This window comes from Rhodococcus sp. Eu-32 (genome assembly GCF_003336925.1).
GTDB classification, from domain to species: Bacteria; Actinomycetota; Actinomycetes; order Mycobacteriales; family Mycobacteriaceae; genus Rhodococcoides; species Rhodococcoides kyotonensis_B.
Genome location: NZ_QGNK01000001.1, coordinates 394,447 through 419,825, shown reverse-complemented (window position 1 = coordinate 419,825; position 25,379 = coordinate 394,447). Strand labels below are relative to the sequence as shown.

The 25,379-nt window shown below is 65.1% G+C and carries 17 protein-coding genes; 4 read left to right on the top strand and 13 right to left on the bottom strand.

Annotated elements, in window-relative coordinates; genetic code table 11:
- Positions 1-995 precede the first annotated feature (995 nt).
- Positions 996-7,442 carry a type I polyketide synthase gene (locus DK926_RS02090; RefSeq protein WP_114328252.1) on the top strand — a complete coding sequence of 2,149 codons (6,447 nt, stop codon included), beginning with the start codon at positions 996-998 and terminating at the stop codon, positions 7,440-7,442.
- Positions 7,439-8,782 (top strand): aminotransferase class I/II-fold pyridoxal phosphate-dependent enzyme, encoded by a 1,344-nt coding sequence (locus DK926_RS02085; protein WP_114328250.1) that lies wholly within the window; start codon positions 7,439-7,441, stop codon positions 8,780-8,782. Before DK926_RS02090 ends, DK926_RS02085 begins: the two co-directional genes overlap by 4 nt.
- Positions 8,783-8,850: 68 nt before the next feature.
- Here the strand turns inward: DK926_RS02085 and DK926_RS02080 are convergent, their stop codons facing one another.
- Complete coding sequence (locus DK926_RS02080; protein WP_114328248.1) at positions 8,851-9,840, bottom strand: ketoacyl-ACP synthase III; 990 nt, start codon at positions 9,838-9,840, stop codon at positions 8,851-8,853.
- 191 nt (positions 9,841-10,031) lie between these two features.
- Here DK926_RS02080 and DK926_RS02075 point away from each other — a divergent pair, with 191 nt between their 5' ends.
- Entirely contained in the window at positions 10,032-12,200 is a 2,169-nt protein-coding gene (locus DK926_RS02075) for an MMPL family transporter (RefSeq protein ID WP_207890711.1), read from the top strand.
- On the top strand, positions 12,190-12,813 hold the full coding sequence (locus DK926_RS02070) for an N-acetyltransferase (RefSeq protein ID WP_068427712.1): 624 nt from the start codon (positions 12,190-12,192) through the stop codon (positions 12,811-12,813). The genes DK926_RS02075 and DK926_RS02070 overlap by 11 nt, the downstream gene beginning before the upstream one ends.
- A 65-nt stretch (positions 12,814-12,878) precedes the next feature.
- On the opposite strand, the gene DK926_RS02065 is transcribed toward DK926_RS02070, so the two are convergent.
- The 12 genes from DK926_RS02065 to rplL form a co-directional block, all read right to left on the bottom strand.
- Positions 12,879-13,664, bottom strand: coding sequence for a hypothetical protein (locus tag DK926_RS02065; RefSeq protein WP_114328246.1), 786 nt, complete (start codon positions 13,662-13,664; stop codon positions 12,879-12,881).
- A gap of 65 nt (positions 13,665-13,729) precedes the next feature.
- The gene (locus DK926_RS02060; protein WP_243636592.1) at positions 13,730-14,461 is read right to left on the bottom strand and encodes a hypothetical protein; all 732 of its coding nucleotides are present in this window, start codon (positions 14,459-14,461) and stop codon (positions 13,730-13,732) included.
- Between the two features lie 41 nt (positions 14,462-14,502).
- A complete protein-coding gene (locus DK926_RS02055; RefSeq protein ID WP_114328244.1) occupies positions 14,503-15,750 on the bottom strand; it encodes an MlaD family protein in 1,248 nt (415 codons plus the stop codon).
- Positions 15,747-17,018: an MCE family protein gene (locus tag DK926_RS02050; RefSeq protein WP_165839480.1), complete on the bottom strand. Its 1,272-nt coding sequence runs from the start codon at positions 17,016-17,018 to the stop codon at positions 15,747-15,749. The genes DK926_RS02055 and DK926_RS02050 overlap by 4 nt, the downstream gene beginning before the upstream one ends.
- 14 nt (positions 17,019-17,032) lie before the next feature.
- Positions 17,033-18,313 (bottom strand): MCE family protein, encoded by a 1,281-nt coding sequence (locus DK926_RS02045; RefSeq protein WP_114328240.1) that lies wholly within the window; start codon positions 18,311-18,313, stop codon positions 17,033-17,035.
- Positions 18,313-19,305, bottom strand: a complete 993-nt coding sequence (locus tag DK926_RS02040; RefSeq protein ID WP_068427700.1) for an MCE family protein — start codon at positions 19,303-19,305, stop codon at positions 18,313-18,315. The genes DK926_RS02045 and DK926_RS02040 overlap by 1 nt, the downstream gene beginning before the upstream one ends.
- On the bottom strand, positions 19,302-20,369 hold the full coding sequence (locus DK926_RS02035) for an MCE family protein (protein ID WP_068427698.1): 1,068 nt from the start codon (positions 20,367-20,369) through the stop codon (positions 19,302-19,304). The genes DK926_RS02040 and DK926_RS02035 overlap by 4 nt, the downstream gene beginning before the upstream one ends.
- Positions 20,366-21,727, bottom strand: a complete 1,362-nt coding sequence (locus DK926_RS02030) for an MCE family protein (protein ID WP_114328238.1) — start codon at positions 21,725-21,727, stop codon at positions 20,366-20,368. The genes DK926_RS02035 and DK926_RS02030 overlap by 4 nt, the downstream gene beginning before the upstream one ends.
- Complete coding sequence (locus tag DK926_RS02025; protein WP_068427695.1) at positions 21,724-22,584, bottom strand: ABC transporter permease; 861 nt, start codon at positions 22,582-22,584, stop codon at positions 21,724-21,726. Before DK926_RS02025 ends, DK926_RS02030 begins: the two co-directional genes overlap by 4 nt.
- A gap of 6 nt (positions 22,585-22,590) precedes the next feature.
- A complete protein-coding gene (locus tag DK926_RS02020; RefSeq protein ID WP_068427693.1) occupies positions 22,591-23,385 on the bottom strand; it encodes an ABC transporter permease in 795 nt (264 codons plus the stop codon).
- Positions 23,386-23,390: 5 nt separating this feature from the next.
- Positions 23,391-24,611 (bottom strand): ABC transporter ATP-binding protein, encoded by a 1,221-nt coding sequence (locus DK926_RS02015; RefSeq protein ID WP_279387055.1) that lies wholly within the window; start codon positions 24,609-24,611, stop codon positions 23,391-23,393.
- Positions 24,612-24,928: 317 nt separating this feature from the next.
- Positions 24,929-25,318: a 50S ribosomal protein L7/L12 gene (rplL, locus tag DK926_RS02010; RefSeq protein ID WP_068427691.1), complete on the bottom strand. Its 390-nt coding sequence runs from the start codon at positions 25,316-25,318 to the stop codon at positions 24,929-24,931.
- Positions 25,319-25,379 lie beyond the last annotated feature (61 nt).

Here is a 25,379-nt window from a genome sequence, read left to right as displayed (position 1 = left end):
GGCGAATTCACTGGTCACAACCAAGACCGAATCCCCACTGCAATCTCTTCGAAGTTCGACTTCGCAGACACAGCAATCGAGAGGTGGACAGGAGGCAGCCAGCGCAACGTCCAAAGGTACCCCACATCGGCGCAGAGCGCAACAGGGGCATCAAAAGTAGCACCCGAGATGTGAACCTGCGTGGCGCTCGGCGGCGGCGTGTCGCGGGTCTGCGAGATCGGTCCTCCCGATCGCTGCGGGGTGCTTCCGGGACAAGAGTGACCCCTCGCCGCGCCCGCGTCAAGAGGGACAGCCCCGCGTGGCGCAAAACCGGCGGGTCTCGGGGCCGGTCCGGTTCTCGTGCGCGCGGGTTTCCAGGGGAACGCAGCCGCGCAGGTTCCAGCCCGCGCGCACGTTGCAACCCGCGCATTCGCTGCAACGTGCGCGGCATGGAACGCGGGGCCCGGGGATCACAGCCGCGCAGGTTCCAGCCCGCGCGCACGTTGCAACCCGCGCATTCGCTGCAACGTGCGCGGTCCGGGACGCGAGGCCCGCCCGGGAACGCGGCCGCGCAGGTTTCAGCCTGCGGGGCGCGGGGCCCACCCAGCCGCTCACCCCGGACGCACACACGGGTGCGTTCGCGCCGACCAAGCCGCGTTACACCGTTCGCACTCACTGTAAATCTGTAACGACCCACGGCGCCGGAATGGTCGGATTTCGTTGCGCCGCAACAGTTCCTGCGCTTCGAACGAAAACTATTGCCTGGCAACGCTATTCACAACGATACCGACCACGGCAGAACCGTCCCACCCCCAGGCAAAGTTCAATCTTGTACTTTGCCAACGCGTATCGAGACAACGAGCGCCGCACCATCATTCCTATGGCGGTTCGGTGAAGAGTCTGGTTGTATTCACCCGACTCGGGGAGTTCGCTGCCTTCACGAGCGCTGTAGGTATCGGGGGACGGACGGGGCTCACATCTCTGGTGGGCCGCCGCACAGTAGTCGGGGGAGATTGATGGTCGAGATTGCACTTGTCGGTATCGGATGCCGATTCCCGGGCGGGGTTCACGACGGGCAGAGTTTCTGGGAGTTCATGATCTCGAAGGGCGACGGCATCGTCGACATCCCTTCCGACCGGTGGAACGCCGATCGGTTCTACGACCCCGATCCCGAGGCGCCGGGGCGCATGTACACCCGTCGCGGCGGGTTTCTGACGCAGTCGCTGTGGGATTTCGATCCCGAATTCTTCGGCATCTCCCCACGTGAGGCGTCGGTGACCGATCCGCAGCAGCGTCTGCTGCTCGAAGTCGCATGGGAAGCCCTGGACGACGCGGGGCACGCGGGCCGCATCACGGGCGCTCCGATCGGCGTCTACGTCGGCGGATTCACCAACGACTCGGCCGGGCTTCGTGGTGCGCCGTCGGTGCGCCCGTTCATCAATGCGCACAGTGCCACCAGCTCGTCGCACACGTTGCTGTCGAACCGCATCTCGTACGCGTTGGATCTGGTCGGTCCGTCGATGACGATCGACACGGCCTGCTCGTCGTCGCTCGTCGCGATGCACGAGGCCGTCCGCGCCCTCGACCGCGGAGAATGCGACATGGCGCTCGTCGGCGGCGTCAACACGATGATCCGGCCCGAGACGTTCGTCTCGATGTGCAAGGGCCGCTTCCTCGCGTTCGACGGCCGATCCAAGTCGTTCGACGCCACCGCCGACGGGTACGGCCGCGGTGAGGGTGCGGGCATGGTGCTGCTCCGGCCGCTCGCCGATGCGGTGCGCGACGGCGACCGGATCTACTCGGTGATCCGCGGATCCGGCGTCAACCAGGACGGGCGCACGATCGCCATCCCCGTCCCCAACCCGGTGTCTCAGCGCAGCCTCGCCGAACGGGTCTGCGCTGAGGCCGGTATCGACCCCAGTGAGGTCGGATACGTCGAGGCACACGGAACGGGCACGGCCGTCGGCGATCCGTTGGAGGTCGAGGCACTCGGCGGCGCCTACGGCACGGTGCCCGGCCGTACGACTCCGCTCGTCGTCGGGTCCATCAAGGCGTCGATCGGCCATACCGAGGCAGCCGCCGGCATCGCGAGCGTCATCAAGAGCGCCCTGTCGATCCACCACAGAACCATCGCGCCGCAGGCCTGGCTCGAGACGCTCAACCCTGCAATTCCGTTCGACGAACTGCACATTCGCATTCCACTCGATCCCGAGCCGTTCCCCGACGCGTACGCCAGGCCCGTCGTCGCCATCAACGGCTTCGGTTACGGCGGCACCAACGCGCACGTCATCATGCACGACGCGCCCACCGCGGCCGCGTCGACGCCTCGGGTGTCCGGTCCCCCCACCTTCTCGCCGCGTGTCTTCCCACTGTCCGCCCGCACCGACGCCGCCGTCCGCGAGGTCGCGGCGACTCTCGCCGACCGTCTGCAGTCCCTTGTCGAAGCCGCCCCGGATGCCGCCGACGACATCGTGCGAGCATTCACCGCGGCGGCGTGGACGCGTCGGGCACATCACCCCGTCCGCGCGTCGATCAGCTTCACCGATGCCTCCACCCTGCTCGACGGTCTCCGCGAATTCGCCTCGGGCACCGGCAAGTCCGCGCACACCGTCGACGGTGGCGGCGCACCTGTGTTCGTCTTCAGCGGCATGGGACCGCAGTGGTGGGGCATGGCGCGCGACCTGCTGAACGAGGGCGGCGTCTTCGCCGACGAAGCCCGGATCATCGACGACACGTTCACCGAGATCGCCGGTTGGTCGATCATCGAGGAACTGAGCCGCGACGAGGAGTCGTCGCGCGTCACCGACACCGAAGTCGCGCAGCCCGCGAACTTTCTGGTGCAGGTTGCGCTCGTCGCCGAACTACGCTCGAGGGGAATCGAACCCGACACCGTCGTCGGCCACAGCGTCGGCGAAGTCAGCGCCGCCTACATCAGTGGCGCACTGAGTCTGCACGACGCTCTCCTCGTCAGCTGCCATCGCGCACGGCTGCAAGCCACCACGGCCGGAAGCGGATCGATGCTGGCCGTCGGACTGTCGGAGGCCGACGCCCTTGCCCGGCTCGCCGAGGCAGGCGACGACATGGTCTCGCACGTGTCCGTCGCGGCCGTCAACAGCCCGACCGCGGTGACGCTCGCCGGCGACGTCGACCACCTCACGTCATTGGCCGAATCCCTCACCGCAGCAGGTATATTCGCCAAACGTCTGCACGTCGAGGTGCCGTACCACAGCCATCTGATGGATCCGATTCTCGGCGAGGTGTCGTCGGCTCTCGCATCCCTGGATCCGCACGTTCCCGAGCTGACGCTCTATTCGACCGTCACCGCCGAACGCGTCACGGGCGCACACTGGGACGCCGCCTACTGGTGCGACAACGTCCGCAAACCGGTGCGGTTCGCCGACACGATCGCCGCACTGATCGCGCAGGGCCGACGTCTGTTCCTCGAAGTGGGGCCGCACCCCGTCCTGTCGGGCAACATCCGCGAGATCCTGATTCGCTCGAGTGATCCCGGCACGTCGATCGGCACGCTCGTCCGCAAACAGAACGACGGCGAGAGCCTGTCTGCGACCGTGGCCGGCCTGTACGCCGCAGGCGCGTTCGACGGACACATCTTCGCCCCCGGCGACGCCATCGCGTCGCCGCACGTCGACCTCCCCGCATACCCGTGGCAGCGCACGCACGTGTGGAACGAGGACGATGCCTCGGTCGCCGACCGATTCGGCACGAACACCGTCTACCCGATGCTTGGTGACCGGACCGCCGCGGCCGCGTCGGAATGGACTGTCGAACTGGCGGTTTCGCAGCTGCCGTGGCTACGCGACCACGTCGTCGACGGTCTCGTGCTGCTACCGGGAACCGCATATCTCGACGCGGCCCTCAGCGCGGCCGCGGTGCGGTCGAACCGGCCCGAGGTCGGCCTCGAACACGTCGAGTTCGTCGCTCCCCTCGTCGTCGACACGCACGACGTGCCCGTGCTGCAGGTCGCCGTCGAGGACAGCACCCGTCGTTTCGTCATCCGCTCGCGGCCCGCGTCGTCGACGAGCTGGACGCTCCACGCGACCGGTCGCCTCGTCGAAGGGCATTTCGATGCACCGTTCGTCGCGGCGGATACTCCCGACGTCGAACACGAGATCACCGGGCAGGCTCTGTATCCGCTGCTGGATGCGGCAGGGCTGCAGTACGGGCCGGCATTCCAGGGCATCGAGTCGGCACGGATCGGCGCCGACATCGTCGTCGCATCCATCGACGCAGCCGCGCAGGCCGGCTCCGGCCATCTCGTCCACCCGGCCGTTCTCGACACGGCCCTGCAATGCGTTGCGACGCTCGCACATCCGTCGGGAGTCACCGGAGCCGTCGTGCCGGCGGCACTGGGGACGGTGCGACGCTACGGCCCGATCCCCGACCACGCGACCGTCGTCGTCCGGCGCACGTCGACCGATCCGATGCGCGCCGACATCGCCGTCACCGACGACGAGGGACGTGCCGCGGTGACGATGAACGGCGTCGAATTCCGTCCCATCGCACCGCCGCAGAGCCTGCACGCGCAGATGTCGTCGGTGTTCTACGAACCGGTGTGGGAGCTTCGGGACAACCGCGATCCCGGCGCCGTTCTCCCCGAGCAGGCCCGCGACTTCGCGCTCGTCGTCGTACTGGGTCAGGCCGACGCGTCGACGACCACGCGAGTCGACGCGATCGCTGCGTCGCGTCGGAATTCATCGGTCCTGCACGCGGATTCGACGACGCATCACAACCTGGTGGCCGCCCTCCGCGAGGCGCTGTCGGTGGACGGCGTCGACCACGTCACCGTCGTCGCGGTGGCCGGCCGCTTCGCCGACCCGGCCGACTCGGTCGCGTCGCTGCTCGTCGTCGCGCGCGCTGTCCACCTCGCGATCTACGGCGACGAGACCGGGCCAGCCGTCGATCCCGGAACGCTGTCGACAGCCGTCGTCACCCAGCGGGCGTTCTGCATGCCGGGCGACATCGACGGCGCCGACCTGACCCACGCGGGACTCGTCGGCGCGAGGCGCTCGCTGCGGAACGAGCAGTCCGCCGCGGGCTGGCGGCTTATCGACATTGAGCCCTCGACCACGGAGTCCGAACTCGTCACCGAGACGTTCGCGTCCGGATCGTTCGCTTCCGATGTCGCCGACGAGGTCGCACTGCGGCAGACCTCGCGCTGGGTGATCACGTTGAAGAGCAACCTGGACGAGCACCTCGCGGTCCGGGAGCAACCCACCGTCCTGCGCGACCGTGAACAATCGTTCGCGGTCGAGGTACCGAAGTCGAAGCTGCTGTCGGACCTGGCCTTTCGCGTGCACGACCGTCGCGCTCCCGGGCCGGGTGAGGTCGAGGTGCGCATGGAGACGATCGGCCTCAACTACAAGGATCCGCTGAAGGTCATGGGAGTGCTGACCGACAAGGAACTCGACGGCACCTATTTCGGGACGCGACTCGGACTCGAAGGCGCGGGCGTCGTCACCCGCGTCGGACCGGGCGTCACCGAGGTCGCTCCCGGTGATCAGATGGGCGTGTGTGCCCGGGACATGATGCGTCGCTACGTCACCGTCGGCATCGACGAAGGCGGCACGATGCCCATTCCCGACGGCTGGGAAGCGGGCTGGTGCTCGTCGATCCTGCCGTTTCTCTGTGCGCACTACGGCCTCGTTCACCTGGCGCGCGTGCAACCCGGTGAGACGGTTCTCGTACACGGCGCCGCAGGCGGCATGGGACTCGCGGCCGTTCAGGTCGCACGAGCGCTCGGCGCGAGGGTCATCGGAACGGCAGGCACGGACGAGCGTCGGGAGGTGGCCCGCGATGCAGGCGCGCACGAGGTGCTGGCGTCGCGGTCGCTGAACTATTCCGAGGACGTCATGACACTCACCGACGGTCTGGGCGTCGACGTCGTGTTCAACTCGTCTCCCGGCGAAATCATGGCCCAGAACCTGCATGTAGCAGCCGAATTCGCGCGAATCGTCGAGATCGGCAAGGCGGACATCTACTTCGGCGGTGTCATGGACCTGAAACCGTTCGACAAGAACCTGACGTTCTACGCGGTCGACATGGATCGCATGTTCAACTTCAAGCCCGATCTGGCCCGGCAGGTCACCCGCGAGGTCGTCGACAAGATGAAGGTAGGCGACTACGTGCACCTGCCGTACACGACCTACCGGCTCGATCAGGTCGGCGAGGCGTTCGACGCCGTCGTCAGATCGAGCCACACGGGTCGCGTCGTGCTCAGCCTCGACGAGGACGCACCCGTCGTGAAGCCCCGAATTCCGACGGTCGACATCGATCCCGACGCCACCTACCTGATCACCGGCGGCTTCGGCGCCTTCGGTTCCGCCGTCGCGCGGTGGCTCGTCGACTCCGGTGCCCGTCATCTCGTTCTTGTCGGACGCAATGGCGCGACGACGGATCGGGCCCGCGAGAATCTCGAATCGTTCTCGGCTGCAGGCGTTTCCGTCAGCGAAGAACTCGTCGACATCGCCGACTACGACGCGGTTGCCTCGATGATCGGCCGAATCGACGACGCGCATCCACTCCGCGGTGTCTTCCACACGGCAGGCGTGGTCAACAACCACCCGGTCGCCGACATCGACCAGGACTCGCTGCGCAGCGTGTTCCTCCCTAAAGTCAGCGGTGCGGTGAACATGGATCGCGTGCTCGAGGAGGCGCACGTCGACCCGGACATCTTCGTGATGTTCTCGTCGATGAGCAGTCTCACCGGCGGCGCTCCCCAGGTGTCGTACTCGGCGGCCAACTCGGTGCTCGACGCTCTCTCGTGGTCGCGTCGGAACCGGGGAAAGTCCGCGTTCACCGTCAGCTGGGGATCGATGGGCGGTGGCGGGATGGCCGAAGCCAAGCCGGAAGTGGTGCGTTATCTCGAGATGCTCGGGTTCAGGAACATCGACATGGACGTCGCCACGCTGTACCTACGCGAAGCCCTGACCCTCGACATCCCACACGTCGCCCTCGTCGGCATCGACTGGGAGCAGTGGGGCGTCGCCAACCCGGCATCGGCCAACATCCCGAGGTTCGCTGCACACATCGCGGCGGCCAGCACTTCAGGCTCGGGAATCTCGGCGTTGCAGGCCGAGATCCTCGCCCTGCCGGAAGAGCAGCGCGCGGAGGTCATGACGTTCGTCCTCGCCGAGCAGTTGGCCGTCGTGATGGGGATCGACGCCGATGCAGTCGACGTCCAGACGCCGTTGCCCGAGCTGGGACTGGACTCACTGATGGCCGTCGAATTCGCGGCGCGCGTCGGCAAAGCCGTCGGCCTCGAACTGTCGGTGCTCGAATTCGGCCGGGGACATGGGCTCTCGGCCATCGGCGCGAAGCTCGCCGCGACGCTCACCGCGCGGGCGGAAGGCGAGGCGGCACCGGCACCGTCGCCCATCGCGGTCGACGTCATGCCTGCACCGGACACCGACGCCGCGCACGAGCCCGTCGGGACCGCATCGTGACCGCCGACTCCCGCGAGATCGCGAGGCAGTTGCTCGCACGCACCGGCTATTCGACGGTACAGGTGACCGAGACTGCCGAGTCGACACCGACGGCACCGCGAACCCCACAACCGAGCAGTGTCGCGGCCCCCGGTGACCGTGGCCTGCTGGCGCACCCGGACATCGTTGCCACCGTCGCGCAGTTCGACGGCGTGGATCGGATGTTCGACAGTCTGAACGTGCCGAACCCGCTGTACCTGCCGCACCACGGCACGAGCGGACCCACGATCCGCCAGCTCGACCGCGACATGATCAATTTCGGATGCTTCAACTACCTCGGGCTCAGCGCCGACAAGCGGGTCGCGGAGGCGTCGAAAGCGGCGATCGACGAGTACGGCACGTCGGTGTCGGCCAGCCGCATCGTGTCCGGGCAGATCCCGCTGTACGCCGAGTTCGAACGTCGCATCGCCGAGACGTACGACGTCGACGACGCCGTCATCACGACGAGCGGATACCTGACCAATGCAGCCGCCGTCGGATATCTGCTGGGCCAGGGCGATCTCGCGGTCTGCGACGCCCTGGTGCACAGCAGTATCGTGTCCGGTACCGAATGGGCGGGGTGTCGGCGAATCTCGTTCCGACACAACGATCCTGCTGCATTGGAAGCGATCTTGAAGATGTCGCGCGGCAGCTTCAGGCGTGCGATGGTCGTTCTGGAAAGCCACTACAGCATGGACGGCGACGTCGCGCTGCTCCCCCCGCTGATCGACGTGGCACGCAAGTACGACTGCGCGGTGATGATCGACGAGGCACATTCGTTCGGCGTCCTCGGCGAACACGGCCACGGCATCCGCGAGCTGTACGGCCTCCCCGGTGACGCCGTCGACGTCTGGATGGGCACGATGTCCAAGGCATTGGGCAGCGTCGGCGGATTTCTCGCCGGCTCACGCGAACTGATTCGTGCGTTCAAGTACTCCGCACCCGGTCTCAGCATGTTCGCGACTGCACCTGCTCCGGCGTCGATCGCCGCCGCACTTGCCGCGCTCGACATCGTCGACCGCGAGCCGGAACGCGTTGCTCGACTGCGGGACAACGCGTCGTACGCCTTCGCGCAGAGCCAAGCCCTCGGATTCCGCACCGGCCTCGCCGAGGGCACGCCGATTCTGCCGATCATCGTCGGCGACACGCAGAAGGCGGTGCTGGCCGGAGTCGGCCTGCTGCAGGCGGGCATCAACGCGAATTCGATCACCTACCCATCGGTGCCTCTCGGCGAGGAGCGCCTGCGGTTCTTCGTCTCGAGCGAACACACGCGCGAGCAGATCGACACCGCGTTGACGACGGTTGCGGAGATTCTCGGGTAGGCGCCTTCGGCGCACGTGCGTGCGAATGTATAGCCCGCTGTACATTCGCACGCACGAGGGCGAAGCCCCTAGTGAATCAGAACGATTGCGCCCCAGATGAATCCGGCACCGATGGTCGCGATGACGGTCACCTTTCCCTGGCTCGTGAGCTTCGCGCGCTCGAGCTCGGCAAGAACCGTGAAAATACCGGCCGCGCCGGTGTTTCCGAGTCTGTCCACCGTGATGGGCGCCTTCTCCCGTGGCATGCCGAGCGTGTCGACGACGGTCTCGATGATGGTGCGATTGGCCTGATGGAGAACGAGATGATCGACGTCGTCGAGCGTCAGCCCGGCGTCGTCGACGGCCTTGCGCACCACCGCAGGCAGCAGCACCGTCGCCAGTTTCCACACTCGTCGACCGTCCATGTACACGAAGTGTCGGCCGTCCGCGACGGCGTCGGCAGTGAGAGGATGACGCGATCCCCCGCCGCTGATACCGACGGACATGTCCAGTTCCGATTCGATGGTCGACGACCTGATGCCCCTCGCGGGATCCGTCTCCGCGGTTACGAGCGCACCGCCTGCCGCGTCGCCGAAGAATATGCGCGTCGTCCGATCGTTCGGATTCGTCTGGCGCGACAGCACTTCGACCGCGAGCACCAGGATGTTTCGGTAACGATCTCCGATCATCGACGCGGCCAGTTCCAGCCCGAGCAGCCCGCCGGAACACGCCGCCTGCGTCAGATCGATGGGAACGGCCCGGACCGCGCCGAGTCCCTGAGCCACGGTCAGCGCCGTCGACGGGAACGGCTGATCCGGATTCACTGTCGCCAACACGATCGCATCCAGATCCATTGCCGCAAGCCCGCTCTGGTGCAGTACGGACCTCGCGGCCCTCAGCGCCAGGTCGGATGCCGCGGCACCGTCCTCGAGAAATCGTCGTGCCTCGATGCCGGTCCTTACTCTGATCCACTCGTCGCTCGAATCGACCGTGGCACACAGCTCGGCGTTGTCCACCACTCGGTCCGGGAGTGCGTCGGCGAAATGACGGACCGCCACCGAAGAATTTCTGGTATTCATACTTCTCCACATCGTAGGCGCGGAAGTTGAACGCTTGATCATGGTGCGGTGCGAAAAGTGCAGCAGCGGAACATATTGCGCGGCTGCACGATAACATCGCACGGACTTCGTCGACAGTGTCGCCCGCGTCGGACGATCGGTGTACTCTCGCGTTCATTCAAGGCCGTTTCGCGGTCACCCGGGGGGGCTTCATGACACGTGGCGATCGAACGGCGCGTCCGAACACGTTCGCGCAATTCGTGGTTCGCCGTGCTCGATTCGTGGTCGCCACATGCGTCACCTTCATCGTCGTCGCAGGCGTGTGGGGCGTCGGCGTGCTGAGCCAGCTCAGCGTGGGCGGATACTCGGACCCGGGCAGCGAGGCGGCGAAGGTCGACCGGATCGTCGAGGCGCAGTTCGGTCGTCAGGTGCCGGACGTCGCCGTTCTGTACACGCCGACCGACGGCCGCACCGTCGAGAACATCCGCGGCGCAGTCGAGCAGAACCTGGCGGGCATCGACTCCTCGCTCCTCGCTCGCGATCCGGTGACGTACTGGAACATGCCGCCGACCATCGCCCAGGGCTTGACGTCGTTCGACGGACGATCCGCGCTGGCCGTCCTGACGATGACCGGCGACGAGGACGCACGAGTCAAGACGTTCGTCGACATTCGAGACGACCTGCAGATCGACGGCGTCGACGTGCAGTTCGGCGGGTTCTCGACCATCGCCGACGCGTACAACACCGAGGCGCGGTCCGATCTCGTCCGAGCCGAGACCATCACGTTCCCGATCCTGATGGTGTTGCTGCTCGTCATCTTCGGTGGCGTCACCGCCGCCGCCGTCCCACTGTGCATCGGCGGTCTCAGCATCCTGGCGTCCCTTGCCGTCATGCGAGTGCTGTCCCAGTTCACCGAGGTGAGCATCTTCGCCACGAACATCGCGAGCCTCGTCGGCCTCGGCATGGCCGTCGACTACAGCTTGTTCGTCCTGACGAGATTCAGGGAGGAGCTACGACGCGGCGCCGCCGTCGACCAGGCCGTGTATCGCACGATGGCCACGGCAGGTCGCACCGTCGCGTTCTCGGCGCTGCTGCTCGTGTGCGGTTTCGTCGGCATGCTGATCTTCCCGCAGGCGATGATTCGGTCACTCGGTTTCGGCGGAATGGCTGCGGTCGCGGTGTCGGCGTTCGTGTCGCTGACGGCCCTGCCCGCCACACTCGCAGTGCTCGGGCCACGTATCGATTCGTTGAGTTGGCGTAGAGGCGCAGCCGAACGCGGTGACGCTCGCGCCGAACGGTTCTGGGGTTCGGTGGCCGAGCGCGTGATGCGACGGCCCGCCGTCGTCGCGGTCTCGATTCTCGCGTTCCTCGGGCTGCTCGCGGCGCCGATCTTCGGCGTCGCACTCGGCGACCTCGACCACAAGGGACTACCCTCCGACGCGCCTGCCCGCATCGCGACCGACAAGCTGTTCGCCGACTTCCCTCTCGCCAACTCGGGCGTCACGGTGATGGTCCAGTCCGACAACGGTTCTCCCCCGGACGCCCTCGTCGTGCAGCAACTGGCCGCCGAGATGGGACGCGTCGACGGCATCGCGGCCGCCATACCGTCGGGCAGCGCCGAGAACTACGGGGTCATCAGGGCCATCCTGACCTCACCGGACCGCACCGAGGGCGCACTCGACACCGTGTCCCGCCTTCGCGACATCGAGGCGCCGGACGGCACCGTGATCCGCATCGGCGGAGCGACAGCGTTGAGCCAGGACGGCATCTCGTCGATCTACGACACCATTCCGTGGATGTTCGCGATCATGATCGCTGCGACGTTCGTCGTCACGACGGCCGCGTTTCGCTCGATCGTGTTGTCCACCAAAGCAATCGTCATGGCAATACTCAGCCTGGCCGCGACGTTCGGCGTGCTGACCTGGGTGTTCCACGACGGCCACGGGGCAAGGATCGTCGGGATCACACCGGCGCCGCTGCAAGCCACCATGAGCATCCTCATCATGGCCGTCGTGTTCGGATTGTCCACGGACTACGAGATCTTCCTGCTGTCCCGCATCGTCGAAGCGCACGACGCAGGCGCGAGTACGCGTGACGCAGTGAGAATCGGCGCCGCACGCACCGGCCGCGTCGTCACGGCAGCCGCACTGCTGCTCATCACCGTCACCGCATTCTTCTCGTTGTCCGAACTCGCGATGATGCGCCTCGTCGGAATCGGCATCATCGTCGGACTGATACTCGACGCCACCGTCGTACGCATGTTGCTCGTCCCCGCAACGGTCAAGCTGATAGGCGAGGCCAACTGGTGGCTGCACCCGAAAAAACTTGTGCACGAGGCTGTTTCGACCCCATTGGAAAAGGACAACGAGAATGTCGGTTGAGATCAGGTACGCCACGAAAGCAGACATCCGAGAGATGTCCGAAGTAATGGCCCGTGCATTCCAGGTCGAGGATCCGGTCAGCGGGTACTTCTTCCCGAACGACCGCACACGGCCGAAGAAGCAACGACGCATGATGTCCGCGTTGATCCGTCATCGGTATCTGCCCATCGACGGGGCCGAGGTCGCGACCATCGACGGCAGGATCGTCGGCGTCAGCCTCTGGTATCCGCACGACTCACCGCCGGAACCGTGGTGGCGCAAGGCAATCAGCGGACCGCACCTGTTGTGGGCCATGGGACGCGGCGTCCGACCCGGCATCCAGATGGACAGGACGCTGCTCGCCGGAGCCCCCGACGACCAGGCCGTCCTGTGGGTGTATCTGGGAATCGAGCCGTCACTGCATCGTTCGGGCGTCGGACGGGCATTGACGAGCTCCATCTTCGAGCGAATGGACCACGAACGTCGCATCACCTACGGGATCTGCAAGGAGGGAAACATTCCCTTCTGGACCGCAATGGGTTTCGAACCGGTAGGCACGACGACCATCGGGCCGAAAGGTCCGCTCGTGTACCGCATGAACCGCCCGCCCGCGCAGGTGACGAGCGGGCCGTAGCCGGCTCGCCTTCCGTCGTGGCGGCTGCGAGGAGATCATCAACCGGTTCGGGCTGCTGATACCGCTTACTGATCGGAGATGGCAGAAAGAATCCACTTACCGTCGGTCTTCTCCATGTTCACGACGATGGGCCCCTCGGCATTTCCCTGCGCGACGCCCGCTTGCGTGGCACTGACATTGAGCAGTGCGACGATCTCGGCGTGATCGGGTTCGAGGCGCGTGACGCCGATATCGGAGATGTCGGCCTGCGTTGCGGTCTGAGTCTGGCGCACAGCCGATTTCGTCGTGTCGGCCACTCGGTCGAACTCGGCGAGCATGTCGGGGTTGAGGACGGCGCGGGCCTTGTCGAAGTCCTCGTCGATCGTCGCGTCGCTGTAGGTGTAGAGCGTCTTCAATGCGTCCGTCGCCGCAGCGGTGACCTCGGACGTCGCGTTCTGGTCGACCCACGCCGAATTGTCGACGTCCGCACCGGGCTTCAGCGCAGCAACGACGGCGACAGCACCGAACACGACGGCAGCGACCCCCACTGCGACAACCGGCGTCCAGCTGGTCCGCGCTGCAGGAGTCTCGGAAGCGGCAGGCTCATCGGGAGCGGCCGGTCCGGCGGGAGCGGCAGGTCCCTCGGGAGCGGGCGGTTCTGCGGGAGCCTCGGGTTCAGGCGCGGCGGCGTCGGGCTTCGCAGCCTTCGAAAGGTCTACCGGCGTGGTGGAATCCGAGGTCGCCGTGGTGTCCTGAGTCGCTGCGTCGGACGCGACGGCGTCGGGCTCGGTTCTGCGATTGCTGCCCGCCACCTTCTTCCGAGCCTTGCTGGTGGTGTTGGGGGGAACGATTTTCCGGCGCTGTGGAGGCACTGCGGACAACTCCTCGTAGTTCTATCGAAAAATGCCACTATCCGACGGTCAGGGCAGGACGGACGTCACTGCCCACCGGTCGCGTCGGGAGCGGGCGTCGGCTCCGCGGTCGCGGACGGCACCGCATTCGGGTCGGCAGGCTCAGTGGTCGGGGCGGGCGCTCCGTTCGGATCGAGCGGCAACCCGCTGGAGTCCGTTTCTGCGCCCGACGCGTCGAGCGCGATGCGAGTGCCGACCGGATCGACCTTGTTGGCCTTCCACGTGCCGTCGACGTCTTCCATGAACAGCCGCATCGTCAGCTTGACCTTCTGCGCGGGACGGTCGGGCCACGTCGTCGTCGCGGCGATGACGACCAGCGCGGTGGCTGTGCCCTCGTCGGCGCTGAGTTCGGTCAGGGTCGAGTGCATCAACTCGGCCGAACTCTTCGCTCCCGACGTGCGGACCGTGTCGTCGATCGACGACCGTGTCGCTTCCAGATCGTTCAGCATCGTGTCGCCGGTGATGGACGACTTCATGTCGTCGAACGACTGATCGATGTTGGCTGCGTCCACGGTGTTGAGGTTGATCGCCACCTGCTGGGCACCGGTGAGCGCCGAGTCGCGGGTGTCGGCAACCGACTTGTCGGACCGCGCGTTCATGTACCCGATTCCGAACCACACGGCCGCCACAAGAGCGACGATCGCGACGACGGATACGCCGATCAGAACCGGAGTTCTGTTGCTCTTGCGGCCGACATTTTCGCTCGATGGCCCAGGAGCGTCGGAAGTCGGCTCCTGGGCTTCGGTGTTTGACGTCACACTGACACCCTACTACTCGGTAACTTCGTCACCCGATCCGCTTACTTCGGAGTGACACCGATCAGCGGTGCGAGCTGCGTCGCAATCGGATTCAGGTTGAGCTTGTCCGGATCGACCTTCGGCTTCGAATCCCACGGCTGCGGGGTATCGGGGTCGGCGAAGACGATGCGGTTGGAACTACGAACACCCGTCACGCTGCCCTGAGGCGTCGTGCAGTTGGCCTGCAGGTTCAGCGGGTAGTTGTCCTCGGTCATGTCGAAGTTCGGGTTCTTCGCCTTCTCCTCCGCGAGGATCGCCTGGGTGCCCTCGTAGCCGACCGTGCACGGCGGCGGGTTGTTCGTCTCGAGCAGCAGACCCTGATGGATCGTGCCGTCGCCCGGTGTCAGCGTGCTCGATCCAGCGGCCAACGCGGGCAGGAAGATCAGCAGCGGCTGCAACGCGAGCGTGCGCGGCGCGGCAAGCTCGGTGACCTCGTTGAGGTTGTTCAGATCGGTCGTCAAGGCCGGACCGCCCTCGTCGATCAACGCACCGATCTGATCGCTGGCGGCAGTGCCGGTGTTGATCAGGCGTCGAATGTCCGGGTCGTTGCTGCGCAGCTGGGCCGTCACGTTGTTCAGGTCGGTGCTGAACTGACGGATCGCCGACGCCTGATCCGACTGGGTGTCGAGGACCGTGCGGCTGTCCCGAACGAGCGCGAGAGTCTGGGGCAACGCCTCGTCACCGGACTGCGTGAGGGTGTTCAGCGAGTCCAGGAGGACCTGCAGATCGTCGCCCTTGCCGTTCAATGCCGTGCCCAGCTCCTGGACGACGGTTGTCAGATTCTGCAACGGAACGGAACTGACGAGACTGTCCGCACTCGCGAGCACGTTCTCGACCGGAACGGGCGTTGCCGTATCCGCCTCGACGATGACCGAACCGCTCTCGAGGTAGGGACCCTCGTCGCTGGTCGGCTGCAGGTCTACGTACTGCTCACCGATCGCGGAACGGTTGGCCACGACGGCCTTCGCCGACGACGGAATGTCCGGCCCGCCGTTGTTCAACAGCAGTTCGACGTTCACGCCGTCCGACGTCAGCGACAATGCACCGACCGTTCCGACGGGCACACCGCGGTACGTCACCTCGGCGTTGGTGAAGATGCCGCCCGAATCCGCGAACTGCGCATTGACGTCGTACTGCCCGAAGCCGAGCAGATTGTCGATTCGGACGTACTTTCCACCGACGTACACGATGCCGAGCACCGCGACGGCGATGAATGCGAACAGCTGAATCCTGACCAGCCGCGATCTCACTGTCCACCTCCGAATTGTTCGAGCAGGTCGTTCAACGGAGCGAACGGAGTCGGTTCGTTCACGGGCGAGTCCACCGGTTCGGTTCCTGGCGCGACCGGAACTCCCGGCGGCGGCGACGGATTAGGAATGATCGGCGGCAACGGCAGCAGCGAGATCGTCGGCCATCCCGGGCGCGGTCCGTTGCCGTTGTAGTACGGGTTCGACGGATCGACCAGCGGCAGCGTGTCACCGTATTTCGGCGGGATGTAGACCGGATCGCCTTCTCCCACACCGAGATTGCGCAGCGTGGTGCCGATCGACAGATCGAGCGACAGGTACAGATTCGCCGAATCGCCCTGTGTGATCTGCTCGATGCCGTCGGGGAACGGGAGGGTCGGGATGAGCGGCAGCGTCGTGACGATGTCCTCGCTCGACTCGGCGAGCGCCTGCAACGTCGGCCGCAGCGCACGCAGATCGGCGATCAGGTTGTCCTTGGACCGATTGATCACGTCGGTGCCGACGGCGCCGAGTCGATCCAGCTGGCCGAGCATCTGCGTCAACTGCGGACGCTGCTGTTCGAGAACGTCCGTCGCGATCGGAAGGTCCGACAGCACACGATCGATCTTCTCGGTCTGGCCGCTGACCTCGGTCGTCAGAACGTCGAGACCGTCGAGCGCCCGGGTGATGTCGTCGCGCTGCTCTTCGAGGCCACCGATGAGGGTGTTCGCCTGTTCCAGCAGACTGCGTGTCTTGCCCTCGCGACCGTCGAACGCAGCACTCAGTTCCTTGACGACCGGAGCGAGCTGGCCGACGCCACCGCCGTTGAGGACCATCGACAACGCGCCGAGCACCTGCTCGATGTTCGTCGTCGAGCGCGTCCGATCCAGCGGGATCGTGTCGCCGTCCTGCAGTTTCTGCGGATCGGCGTCACCCGCAGGCACCGTCAGCTGAACGAACTTCTCACCGAGGATCGACGTCTGCTCCACTGCGGCAAGCGCATTGGCGGGCAGATCCACCGAATTGTCGACGATGACGTTCACGTTCGCGGTCCATTCACCGTTCGGCACCGAGATGGAATCGACTCGGCCGACCTCGACACCGTCGACCTTCACCGTCGACTGCGGGACCAAGTCGAGCACGTCCTGGAACTGAATGGTCAGATGCATCGGGTTGCTTCCGGTGTCCGCGCCACCGGGCAGCGGAATGCCGTAGACGCCCTGCGAACACGCCGTCGCCGACAAGCCGACGACCGTCGCACCGGCGAGCACGACGAGTGGGCGCGTACGCATGACCGACCTCCCCATCACTGTCCCCCTCCGAGCGACTGCTGCAAACCGGGCAGCGTGTTGTTCTCGCCGAGACGCGGCGACACGGTACCGGGCACCGTTCCCGGCACGACGGCGTTCTGTTCGGTCGTACCGCTGAGCACACCGAACGGCAGAACGACGCCCGAATCCCGCACGGGCCCTTGAATCAAGGTCGTGAATTCGCTGCATCGATCGATGATCGGCTGGATCTGCGCACCGAGTTGCTCGAAGCGCGGATCTCCCGGCACCAGTTTGCCGAGGTCGATCAGCCGGCACACCGTGCCCAACGGGTCCTGCGTCTCGTTCTGCAGGTTGGCGCGGGACGCCAGCGTTCCCGATTCGGCGTCGTACGCGTTGACGAGGTTACTGATCGCGAGCGGAAGCAGCGTCAGCGTCTCCACCAGCGATTCCTTGCCGTCGGCCAACGTCTGCGTCGGCTGAACGAGACCATCGGCGGCCTGCACCAGCTGATCTCGATTGTCCGCGACGAATCCGGCGACGTCACCGAGCGTGATGGACAGCTGGTTCAGCGCCGCGCCGAGATCCTCGCGTTCTCCGTTCAGGAAGCTCGTGAGATCCGACAACTGATTGTTGAAGTTTCGGACCTGTTGATCGTTCGCGGCGAGCGCCGACACGAACGTCTGCAGGTTCTTGACCGTGTCGAACAGGTCGCCGCGCGACTCGTTGAGTGTGCGCGACGCCTCGGACAGCTGAGTGATGCTGTCGCCCAACGCTTCTCCGTTGCCATCGAGGTTCGCAGCACCGGTGTTGACCAGATCGGTCAGCGCGCCGTCCTTGTTGGCACCCTCGGGGCCGAGAGCCGTCGAGAGTTCGTCGATGCTCGCGTAGATCTGGTCGACCTCGACGGGAGTTGCCGTGCGATCGCGCGGAATGACCGCGCCGGAGGCCATCGTGTCGCCACCGCTGTACGCGGGTGCGAGCTGAATGTACCTGTCGGACACCAGAGACGGCGTGATCTGCGCTGCCTTCGCGTCTGCCGGGATGTCGATGCCGCGCTTCACGCGCATCTGGACCTCGACCTGGTCGCCCTGAGGGGTGACCGAGGTGACCTCACCGACCGCGACACCGAGCACACGGACATCCGAGCCCTCGTAGATGCCGACCGACTTGTCGAAGTACGCGGTGATGTTCGTGGCGCCGGCGCGCGTGAACAGCCACCACAGACCGGCTGCGACGACCAACGCGACGATCACGACGGCTGCGATGACGCCCTTGCCGATGCCGGACGTCTTCTGTTTCTGTGCGGTGTCGGTCATCAGTTGCCCCCGAGATCGCGTGCGGGCTGACGGTAGCCGGGAATGAGCGGCAGACCGGGCGGCGTCAGGTTGGCGAGGGTGATGTCGAGCCACCGGCCGTTCGCCGTGACGTTGGCGTACAAGCGCACGAACGGCGCATAGAGCTCGAGCGCCCTGGACAGGGAGTCGTTGTTCGCGTTCAGAATGTCGATGACTCCGTTCAACTGCTGAAGCATCGGGTTGATCTGCTGCTCGTTGTCGCGAACCAATCCGGTGAGTTCCGTGGACAGCCGCTGCGTGCCTGTCAGCAGTTGTGAGATCGACTGCTGCCTGTTGTTGAGTTCTTCGAGCAACGGGCCGGCGTCGGCGATGAGGCGGTTGAATTCTTGGTTACGGTCGGCCAGCACCTTCGAGGTCTTGCCGGTTGCCTCGAACAGCCTCTGCAACTCGGCATCTCGACTTGCGATGGTCTGCGACAGCCGGCTGACACCGTCGAGCGATGCGCGGATGTCGTCCGGCGTCTCCGAGAACGCCTGCGACAGCGTCTGGAAGCTCGACGCCAACTGGTCGGTGTCGATGTCGGTGATGGTGCGCGCCGCGTCGGAGAACGCGTCGATGACGTCGTACGGAGATGTCGTGCGCTCGAGCGGAATCGGATCCTTCGGCTTCAAGACCTCGTCGCCGCGCGGATCGATGGCCAGGTACTTCTGGCCGAGCAGCGTCTTGATCTGGATCGAAGCCGACGAGTTGTTGCCGATCCACGCGTCCTGCACGCGGAACTGGACGTTCACCTTGTCGCCGGCGAGATCGACGGAATCGACCTTGCCGACCTTGACGCCCGCGATGCGCACTTCGTTGCCGGGCTTGAGACCTGCGGCCTCGGAGAACTCCGCGGTGTACACCGACCCTGCACCCAGGATGGGCAGACGGTCGAGGAAGAACACGGCGACGGTCGCGAGCAGCACGATCATGATGCCGAGCGCACCGGCCACTACCGGGCTACGCTTTTTCATCCCTGGATCCCCCCAGCCTTGCACCGCTCGGCCGCGTTCGTGTACAGCGGTTGATTCACAGTCGGCAGTCCCGTCGGCAGGTTCAAGTTCGGCGAAGTGCCCGGCCCGGCCTGAATGTCGATGCCGCACAGGTAAAACGTGAACCACGATCCCTGCTGCGCGGTGCGAATCAGTTTGTCGAGCTTCTTCGGCAGTGTCTGGATGACCTTCGTCAGGTCCTCCTCGCGGTTGTTCAGCGTCGTCGCAAGCGTGTTCAACGACGCGATCGATCCCTGGATCGCGGGTCGCGTCGGCTCCAGCAGATCCGAGGTCGCGTCCGTCAGACCGGCCAGCGACGTGACGGCGGACCCGACGACGTCACGATCGGCCGACAATCCCGACACGAGCTGCTGCGTGTTGACGATCAGCGAATCCAGATCCTTGTCGTGCTGGTTCACCGTCTCCAACACAGTGTTCAGGTTGGTGATGACGGCCCCGATGACCCGATCCTTGTCCGCGACCGTGTTGGTCAGGCTCGCGGTGCTGCGCACCAGGTCCGAGATCGTGCCCGCCTCGCCCTGGAACACCTGGATGATCTGGTACGACAGCTTGTTCACGTCGTCGGCGTTGAGCGTCGTGAACAGCGGCCGGAAACCGTCGAACAGCGTCGTCAGATTGACGGCGGGCTTGGTCTGCGAGAGCGGAATCTCCCCGCCCGGGTTCAGCTTTCCGCCCTGCTCTCCGGAGCCCTGTTCGAGGGCGATGTAGCGCTGCCCCACCAGGTTGCGGTATCGCAGGTTCGCAGTGACGGTCGACGGGAGGTAGTCGCGACCGTTGACACTGAACTCGACGCGTGCTTCGCGTTCGTTGACGATTTCGATGTTCTTGACGTCACCGACGCGAACACCGGCGATACGAACCTCGTCGCCCTTGTTGAGCGACGCGACGTCGCTGAAGATCGCGCTGTACTTCTCGCCGCCTCCACCGCTGATGTTCGCGATCGAGAACGCGAGCGTGGCGGTCGCCAGGATGGTCACCACCGCGAACACGATCAGTTTGACGAGTGGAGCTGCAAGTCCTCTCATTTGATGGTCACCTCCGCTCCCCTCAGTGCGGGCGCTCCGAGAGTCGTCGTCCACGACGGGATCTCACCTGGAGCCACTCCCCCGGCCTCGCCGTAGATCACGGCGAGGGTGTCACGCTCGAAATCGGACCCTTCGTACCCCGCAGGCGTCGCCTGGCCGTCGGTACCCGTCGCCGCGGGCACGCCCGACAGCTGCGGTGCGGGAAGTTCGGGGATCTCCTGCGGTCCTGGGTTTCTCGACGGCACCTGGTAGGACCCGTCGTTGGCCGATCCGCCCGGGTACTGCGGGAAGAACTCGCCCGCATCGGTGTTCGCCGGGGTGTAGCACTTCGGTCCGCGGTTGTCGAAGAGACGCGGCTCGTCCTGGTTGGGCAGGTAACGGCCCTTCGGGTTGACGAACGACGCGGTCACGTTGATACCCCGATACTCGTCTCCGACGCCGATGACTTTCTGCGCCTCGGCGACGGTCGGAACGAACTGCGAGAACGTGCACCCGAACGACGGCGAGTACTTGGCCAAAAGTTCCAGTGCCTCACGCGAATTCGCTGCGATGTTGATCAGGTTGTTCGAATTGGCCTGCAGGAAGTCCGCTGTCGTTCCGCTGGTGGATGTCAGCGTCGCGATCAACGTGTCGACTGCTGGACGCTGCTCGACGAACGTGTTGCCGGTGACACTCAGGTTCTCGAGCGCGTCCACCAGTTGGGGGGCAGCGTCGGAGTAGGTCTGCGAGAAGTCGGCGAGACCACGCAGGTCTTCCTGAATGTTCGGCAACTCGGTGTTCAAGCTCCCGAAGATGCGTTCGAGCCGATCGATCGTCATGCCGAGTTCGGCACCGCGGCCACTCAATCCCTGCGCCAACGCACCGAGCGTGTTGGCCAGGTCCTGAGGCGGAATGGCTTCGAGCAGCGGCAGCAGGTTGTCCAGCAGCTGGCCCACCTCGATGGCGTCGCCGCTCGTGTCCTGGCGCAGCACGGTGCCGTTCGTGATGGGCGACGCCGTGTCTCCTTCCGGGACGATCAGCGACACGTAGCGCTCACCGAACAGCGTCTTCGGCAGCAGACGCGCCGTCGTGTTCGACGGGATCAGCTCCGCCTTGTCCGGATCGATCGCCAGATGCGCGGTGACGACGCCGTCGACGGTCGACGCCGAGCGCACCTCACCCACGATCAACCCACGTACCTTCACGTCCGCGTTGGCTGGCAGGGCGTTGCCCACCGAGTCGGTGATCAGATCGATGCTGACGACCTTCTTGAACGTCTTGTTGTACGACGTGATGGACCACCCGAGGAAAAGGATGAGAACCAAGAAGAATGCGAGACCCAACAGAAGTCGCCTGAGGCGAGACGGCGAGTCGATCATCCTGCAACCCTCACTGTGGTGGTGGTTCCCCAGATGGCAAGACTGAGGAAGAAGTCCAGAACAGCGACCGTCACGATGGCGGTCCTCACGGCACGACCCACGGCGACACCGACTCCGGCAGGTCCGCCCGAAGCATGGAACCCGTAGTAGCAGTGGATCATGATCAGCACGAAGGCGAAGATCAACACCTTCAGGAACGAATAGAGAACGTCCTCGGGCGGTAGGAACAGATTGAAGTAATGGTCGTACGATCCGCCCGACTGTCCGTTGAAGATCGTGCTGATGCCGCGAGAGGCGATGTACGACGCCAGCAGACCGACGATGTAGAGCGGGATGACCGCGATGAATCCGGCGATCATGCGCGTCGTCACGAGGAACGGAACACTTGGCACCGCCATGACCTCGAGCGCGTCGATCTCCTCGGAGATCCGCATGGCACCGAGCTGCGCGGTGAATCCGGCGCCGACCGTCGCCGACAACGCCAGACCGGCGACGACGGGCGCGATCTCACGGGTGTTGATGTACGCCGACAAGAAGCCGGTGAGCACCGAGCTGCCGAGCTGTTCGAGCGCTGCGTAACCCTGCAGGCCGACGACGACACCCGTTGCGCCGGACATCATCACGATGACGCCGATGGTGCCGCCGATGACGGCAAGCGCGCCGCTACCGAAGGTGACCTCGGCGAGCAGACGGAGTGTTTCCTTCTTGTAGTGGATCAGCGTGCGCGGGATCCATCCGATGGCTCGCGCGTAGAACGACATCTGTTCGCCCGCGCTGTCGAGCACGGTCAGCGGCGCGTTCGCAATTCGCTTCGCGCGCATGAGAGTACGGTCGCCACGACCTTTGGCGATGGTCATTGCGGGTCAGCTTCCCTTCGCCGGCACGACCTGGAGATACACCAGGGTGAGAATGAGGTTGGCAAAGAACAGCAACAGGAACGTGATGACGACCGTCTGATTCACTGCCTCACCGACCCCCTTCGGGCCGGGATTCGGGTTGAGACCCTTGTACGACGCGATGATTCCCGCGATCAGGCCGAAGATGGCGGCCTTCAACTCGGCGACGTAGAGGTCGGGCAACTGCGCGAGCGCCGAGAAGGACGCCAGGTACGCGCCGGGAGTTCCGCCCTGCAGAACGACGTTGAAGAAGTAGCCGCCCGCGATGCCGACGACGGACACGAGACCGTTCAGCAGCAGGGCCACGAGAATCATCGCGAGGACACGAGGAACGACGAGGCGCTGGATCGGATCGATACCGAGCACCCGCATCGCGTCGATTTCCTCGCGGATGGTGCGCGACCCGAGGTCTGCCGTCACAGCCGACCCGGCGGCGCCGGCGATCAGCAGTGCCGTCACGATCGGGCTGCCCTGCTGGATGACGGCGAGCACGCTGGCTGCGCCGGTGAACGACTCGGCTCCGAGCTGCTTGATCAACGAGCCGGTCTGCAGCGACACGACGGCACCGAACGGAATGGCGACGAGTGCCGTCGGCAGGATCGTGACGCTGGCGATGAACCATGCCTGCTCGATGAACTCGCGAAGCTGGAACGGGCGCCTGAACGTGTTGCGGACGACGTCCACCAACAATTCGACGATATTTCCGGCCTGCGTCAGTGCTGCGCTAGCCGGTGCGAGCGCGGATTTCTTGGAACCCCCCATAGCCCTTACTGTCCCCGCCCCTGCGACGAGCCGCGGCCCTGGTCGCTGTATCCGGTGTCGTAGCCCGAGTTGTCGTAGCCGGTCTGCTCGTACCCGGAATTGTCGTAGCCCGCTTGCTGGTCGTATCCCGCTTGCTCGTAGCCGGTCTGGTCGTACTGCTGCTGGTAACCGGAGCCGTCGTCGTAGCTCTGTCCTGCATAGGCGGGAACCTGCTGAGACGAGTTGGTGGCGTCGAGGTCTTCCTGGATGGCGACCTGCGCGCTGTGCGGCAGCGTGTGCATGATGCGTCGCACCCTTTCCTGCCGGCGAGCAACGGCCTGGCGAACCGGCGTCCCGGGCGTCGCCTTCATCTGCGGCACGATTCCTTCGACGTCGTCGACGCCGCCCGCATGGTGTCCGGCGTCGACGAGCGCCTGCTCGTGCGCCATCTGCGCCTCGTCCTTCTCCTCGGACATGCCGATGGGGCCGATCATCGTGCCGTTCAAGAACTGCTTGACGACGGGTTCCTCGCTGGTCAACAGGACCTCACGGGGACCGAACATGACCAACTGGCGACGGAACAGCATGCCGATGTTGTCCGGCACCGTCCGCGCGAGGTTGATGTTGTGGGACACGATGAGAATGGTCGCATCGATCTCGGCGTTGATGTCGATCAACGTCTGCGAGATGTACGTGGTGCGCACCGGGTCGAGACCGGAATCCGGCTCGTCGACGAGGATGATCTCGGGATCGAGCACGAGGGCACGGGCCAGACCTGCGCGCTTGCGCATACCGCCGGAGATCTCACCGGGAAGCTTGTCCTCGGCGCCGACGAGACCCGTCAGTTCCAGCTTCTCCATCACGATCTTGCGGATGTCGGATTCGCTCTTCTTGGTGTGCTCGCGAAGCGGGAACGCGACGTTGTCGTACAGATTCATCGACCCGAACAGAGCGCCGTCCTGGAACAGCACGCCGAACAGCTTGCGGATCTCGTAGAGCTCACGCGACGAGCACTGCAGGATGTCGGTTCCGTCGATGAAGATCTTGCCCTGCTCGGGCCGCAGCAGACCGATCAGGGACTTCAGGAACACCGACTTGCCGGTGCCGGACGGCCCGAGGAGTGCACTGACCTCTCCCGACGGCAGCGTCAGCGATACGTCCTGCCAAATCTTCTGAACACCGAAAGACTTGGTCAGACCCTCGACCGAAACCTCGACTCCCACGCTGACCTCCAAGTTCGTACACATCACCGGATGTGGGCCCGGTCACTCTATCGCATACGAGTGTCCGCACCGACACAGGAGCTTACTGCCCAGTAATAAAATCCCCGAGGCGGGCCGAGATCCTGAGCTTAGTGTGACTCATGTCACTGAGACACGCGTACGACTCGCCGGATTTGTGACGAAAACCAACTTGTCGGCACTGTGACAGACCACAGAATATGGCGCTTCCGACCGCTCCGCATCGACAAGACGCTGCACGGACGAAAGAAAGAGGGCCACCTCCCGCACGGGAGGTGGCCCTCTTTCGATGAAGCGACAGACCGTGATCGGCCCGGCAAGAATTACTTGACGGTGATCTTGGCGCCGGCTGCTTCCAGCTTCTCCTTGGCAGCGTCGGCTGCGTCCTTGGCAACCTTCTCCAGGATGGCCTTCGGAGCGCTCTCGACGAGGTCCTTGGCTTCCTTCAGGCCGAGGCCGGAAACGACCTCACGGACGACCTTGATGACCTGGATCTTCTTGTCGCCGGCCGACTCGAGGACGACGTCGAACTCGTCCTGCTCCTCGGCAGCGTCAGCGCCACCGGCAGCCGGAGCGCCTGCAGCGGCGACGGCGACGGGAGCAGCTGCGGTGACCTCGAAGGTCTCCTCGAATGCCTTCACGAACTCGCTGAGCTCGAGGAGGGTGAGCTCCTTGAACTGGTCGAGCAATTCTTCGGTGCTGAGCTTCGCCATGGTGGCGGTCCTTCCTTTAGTACCGAGTCGCTGATCCGCGACACAGGTGGTGGTGTGTAGC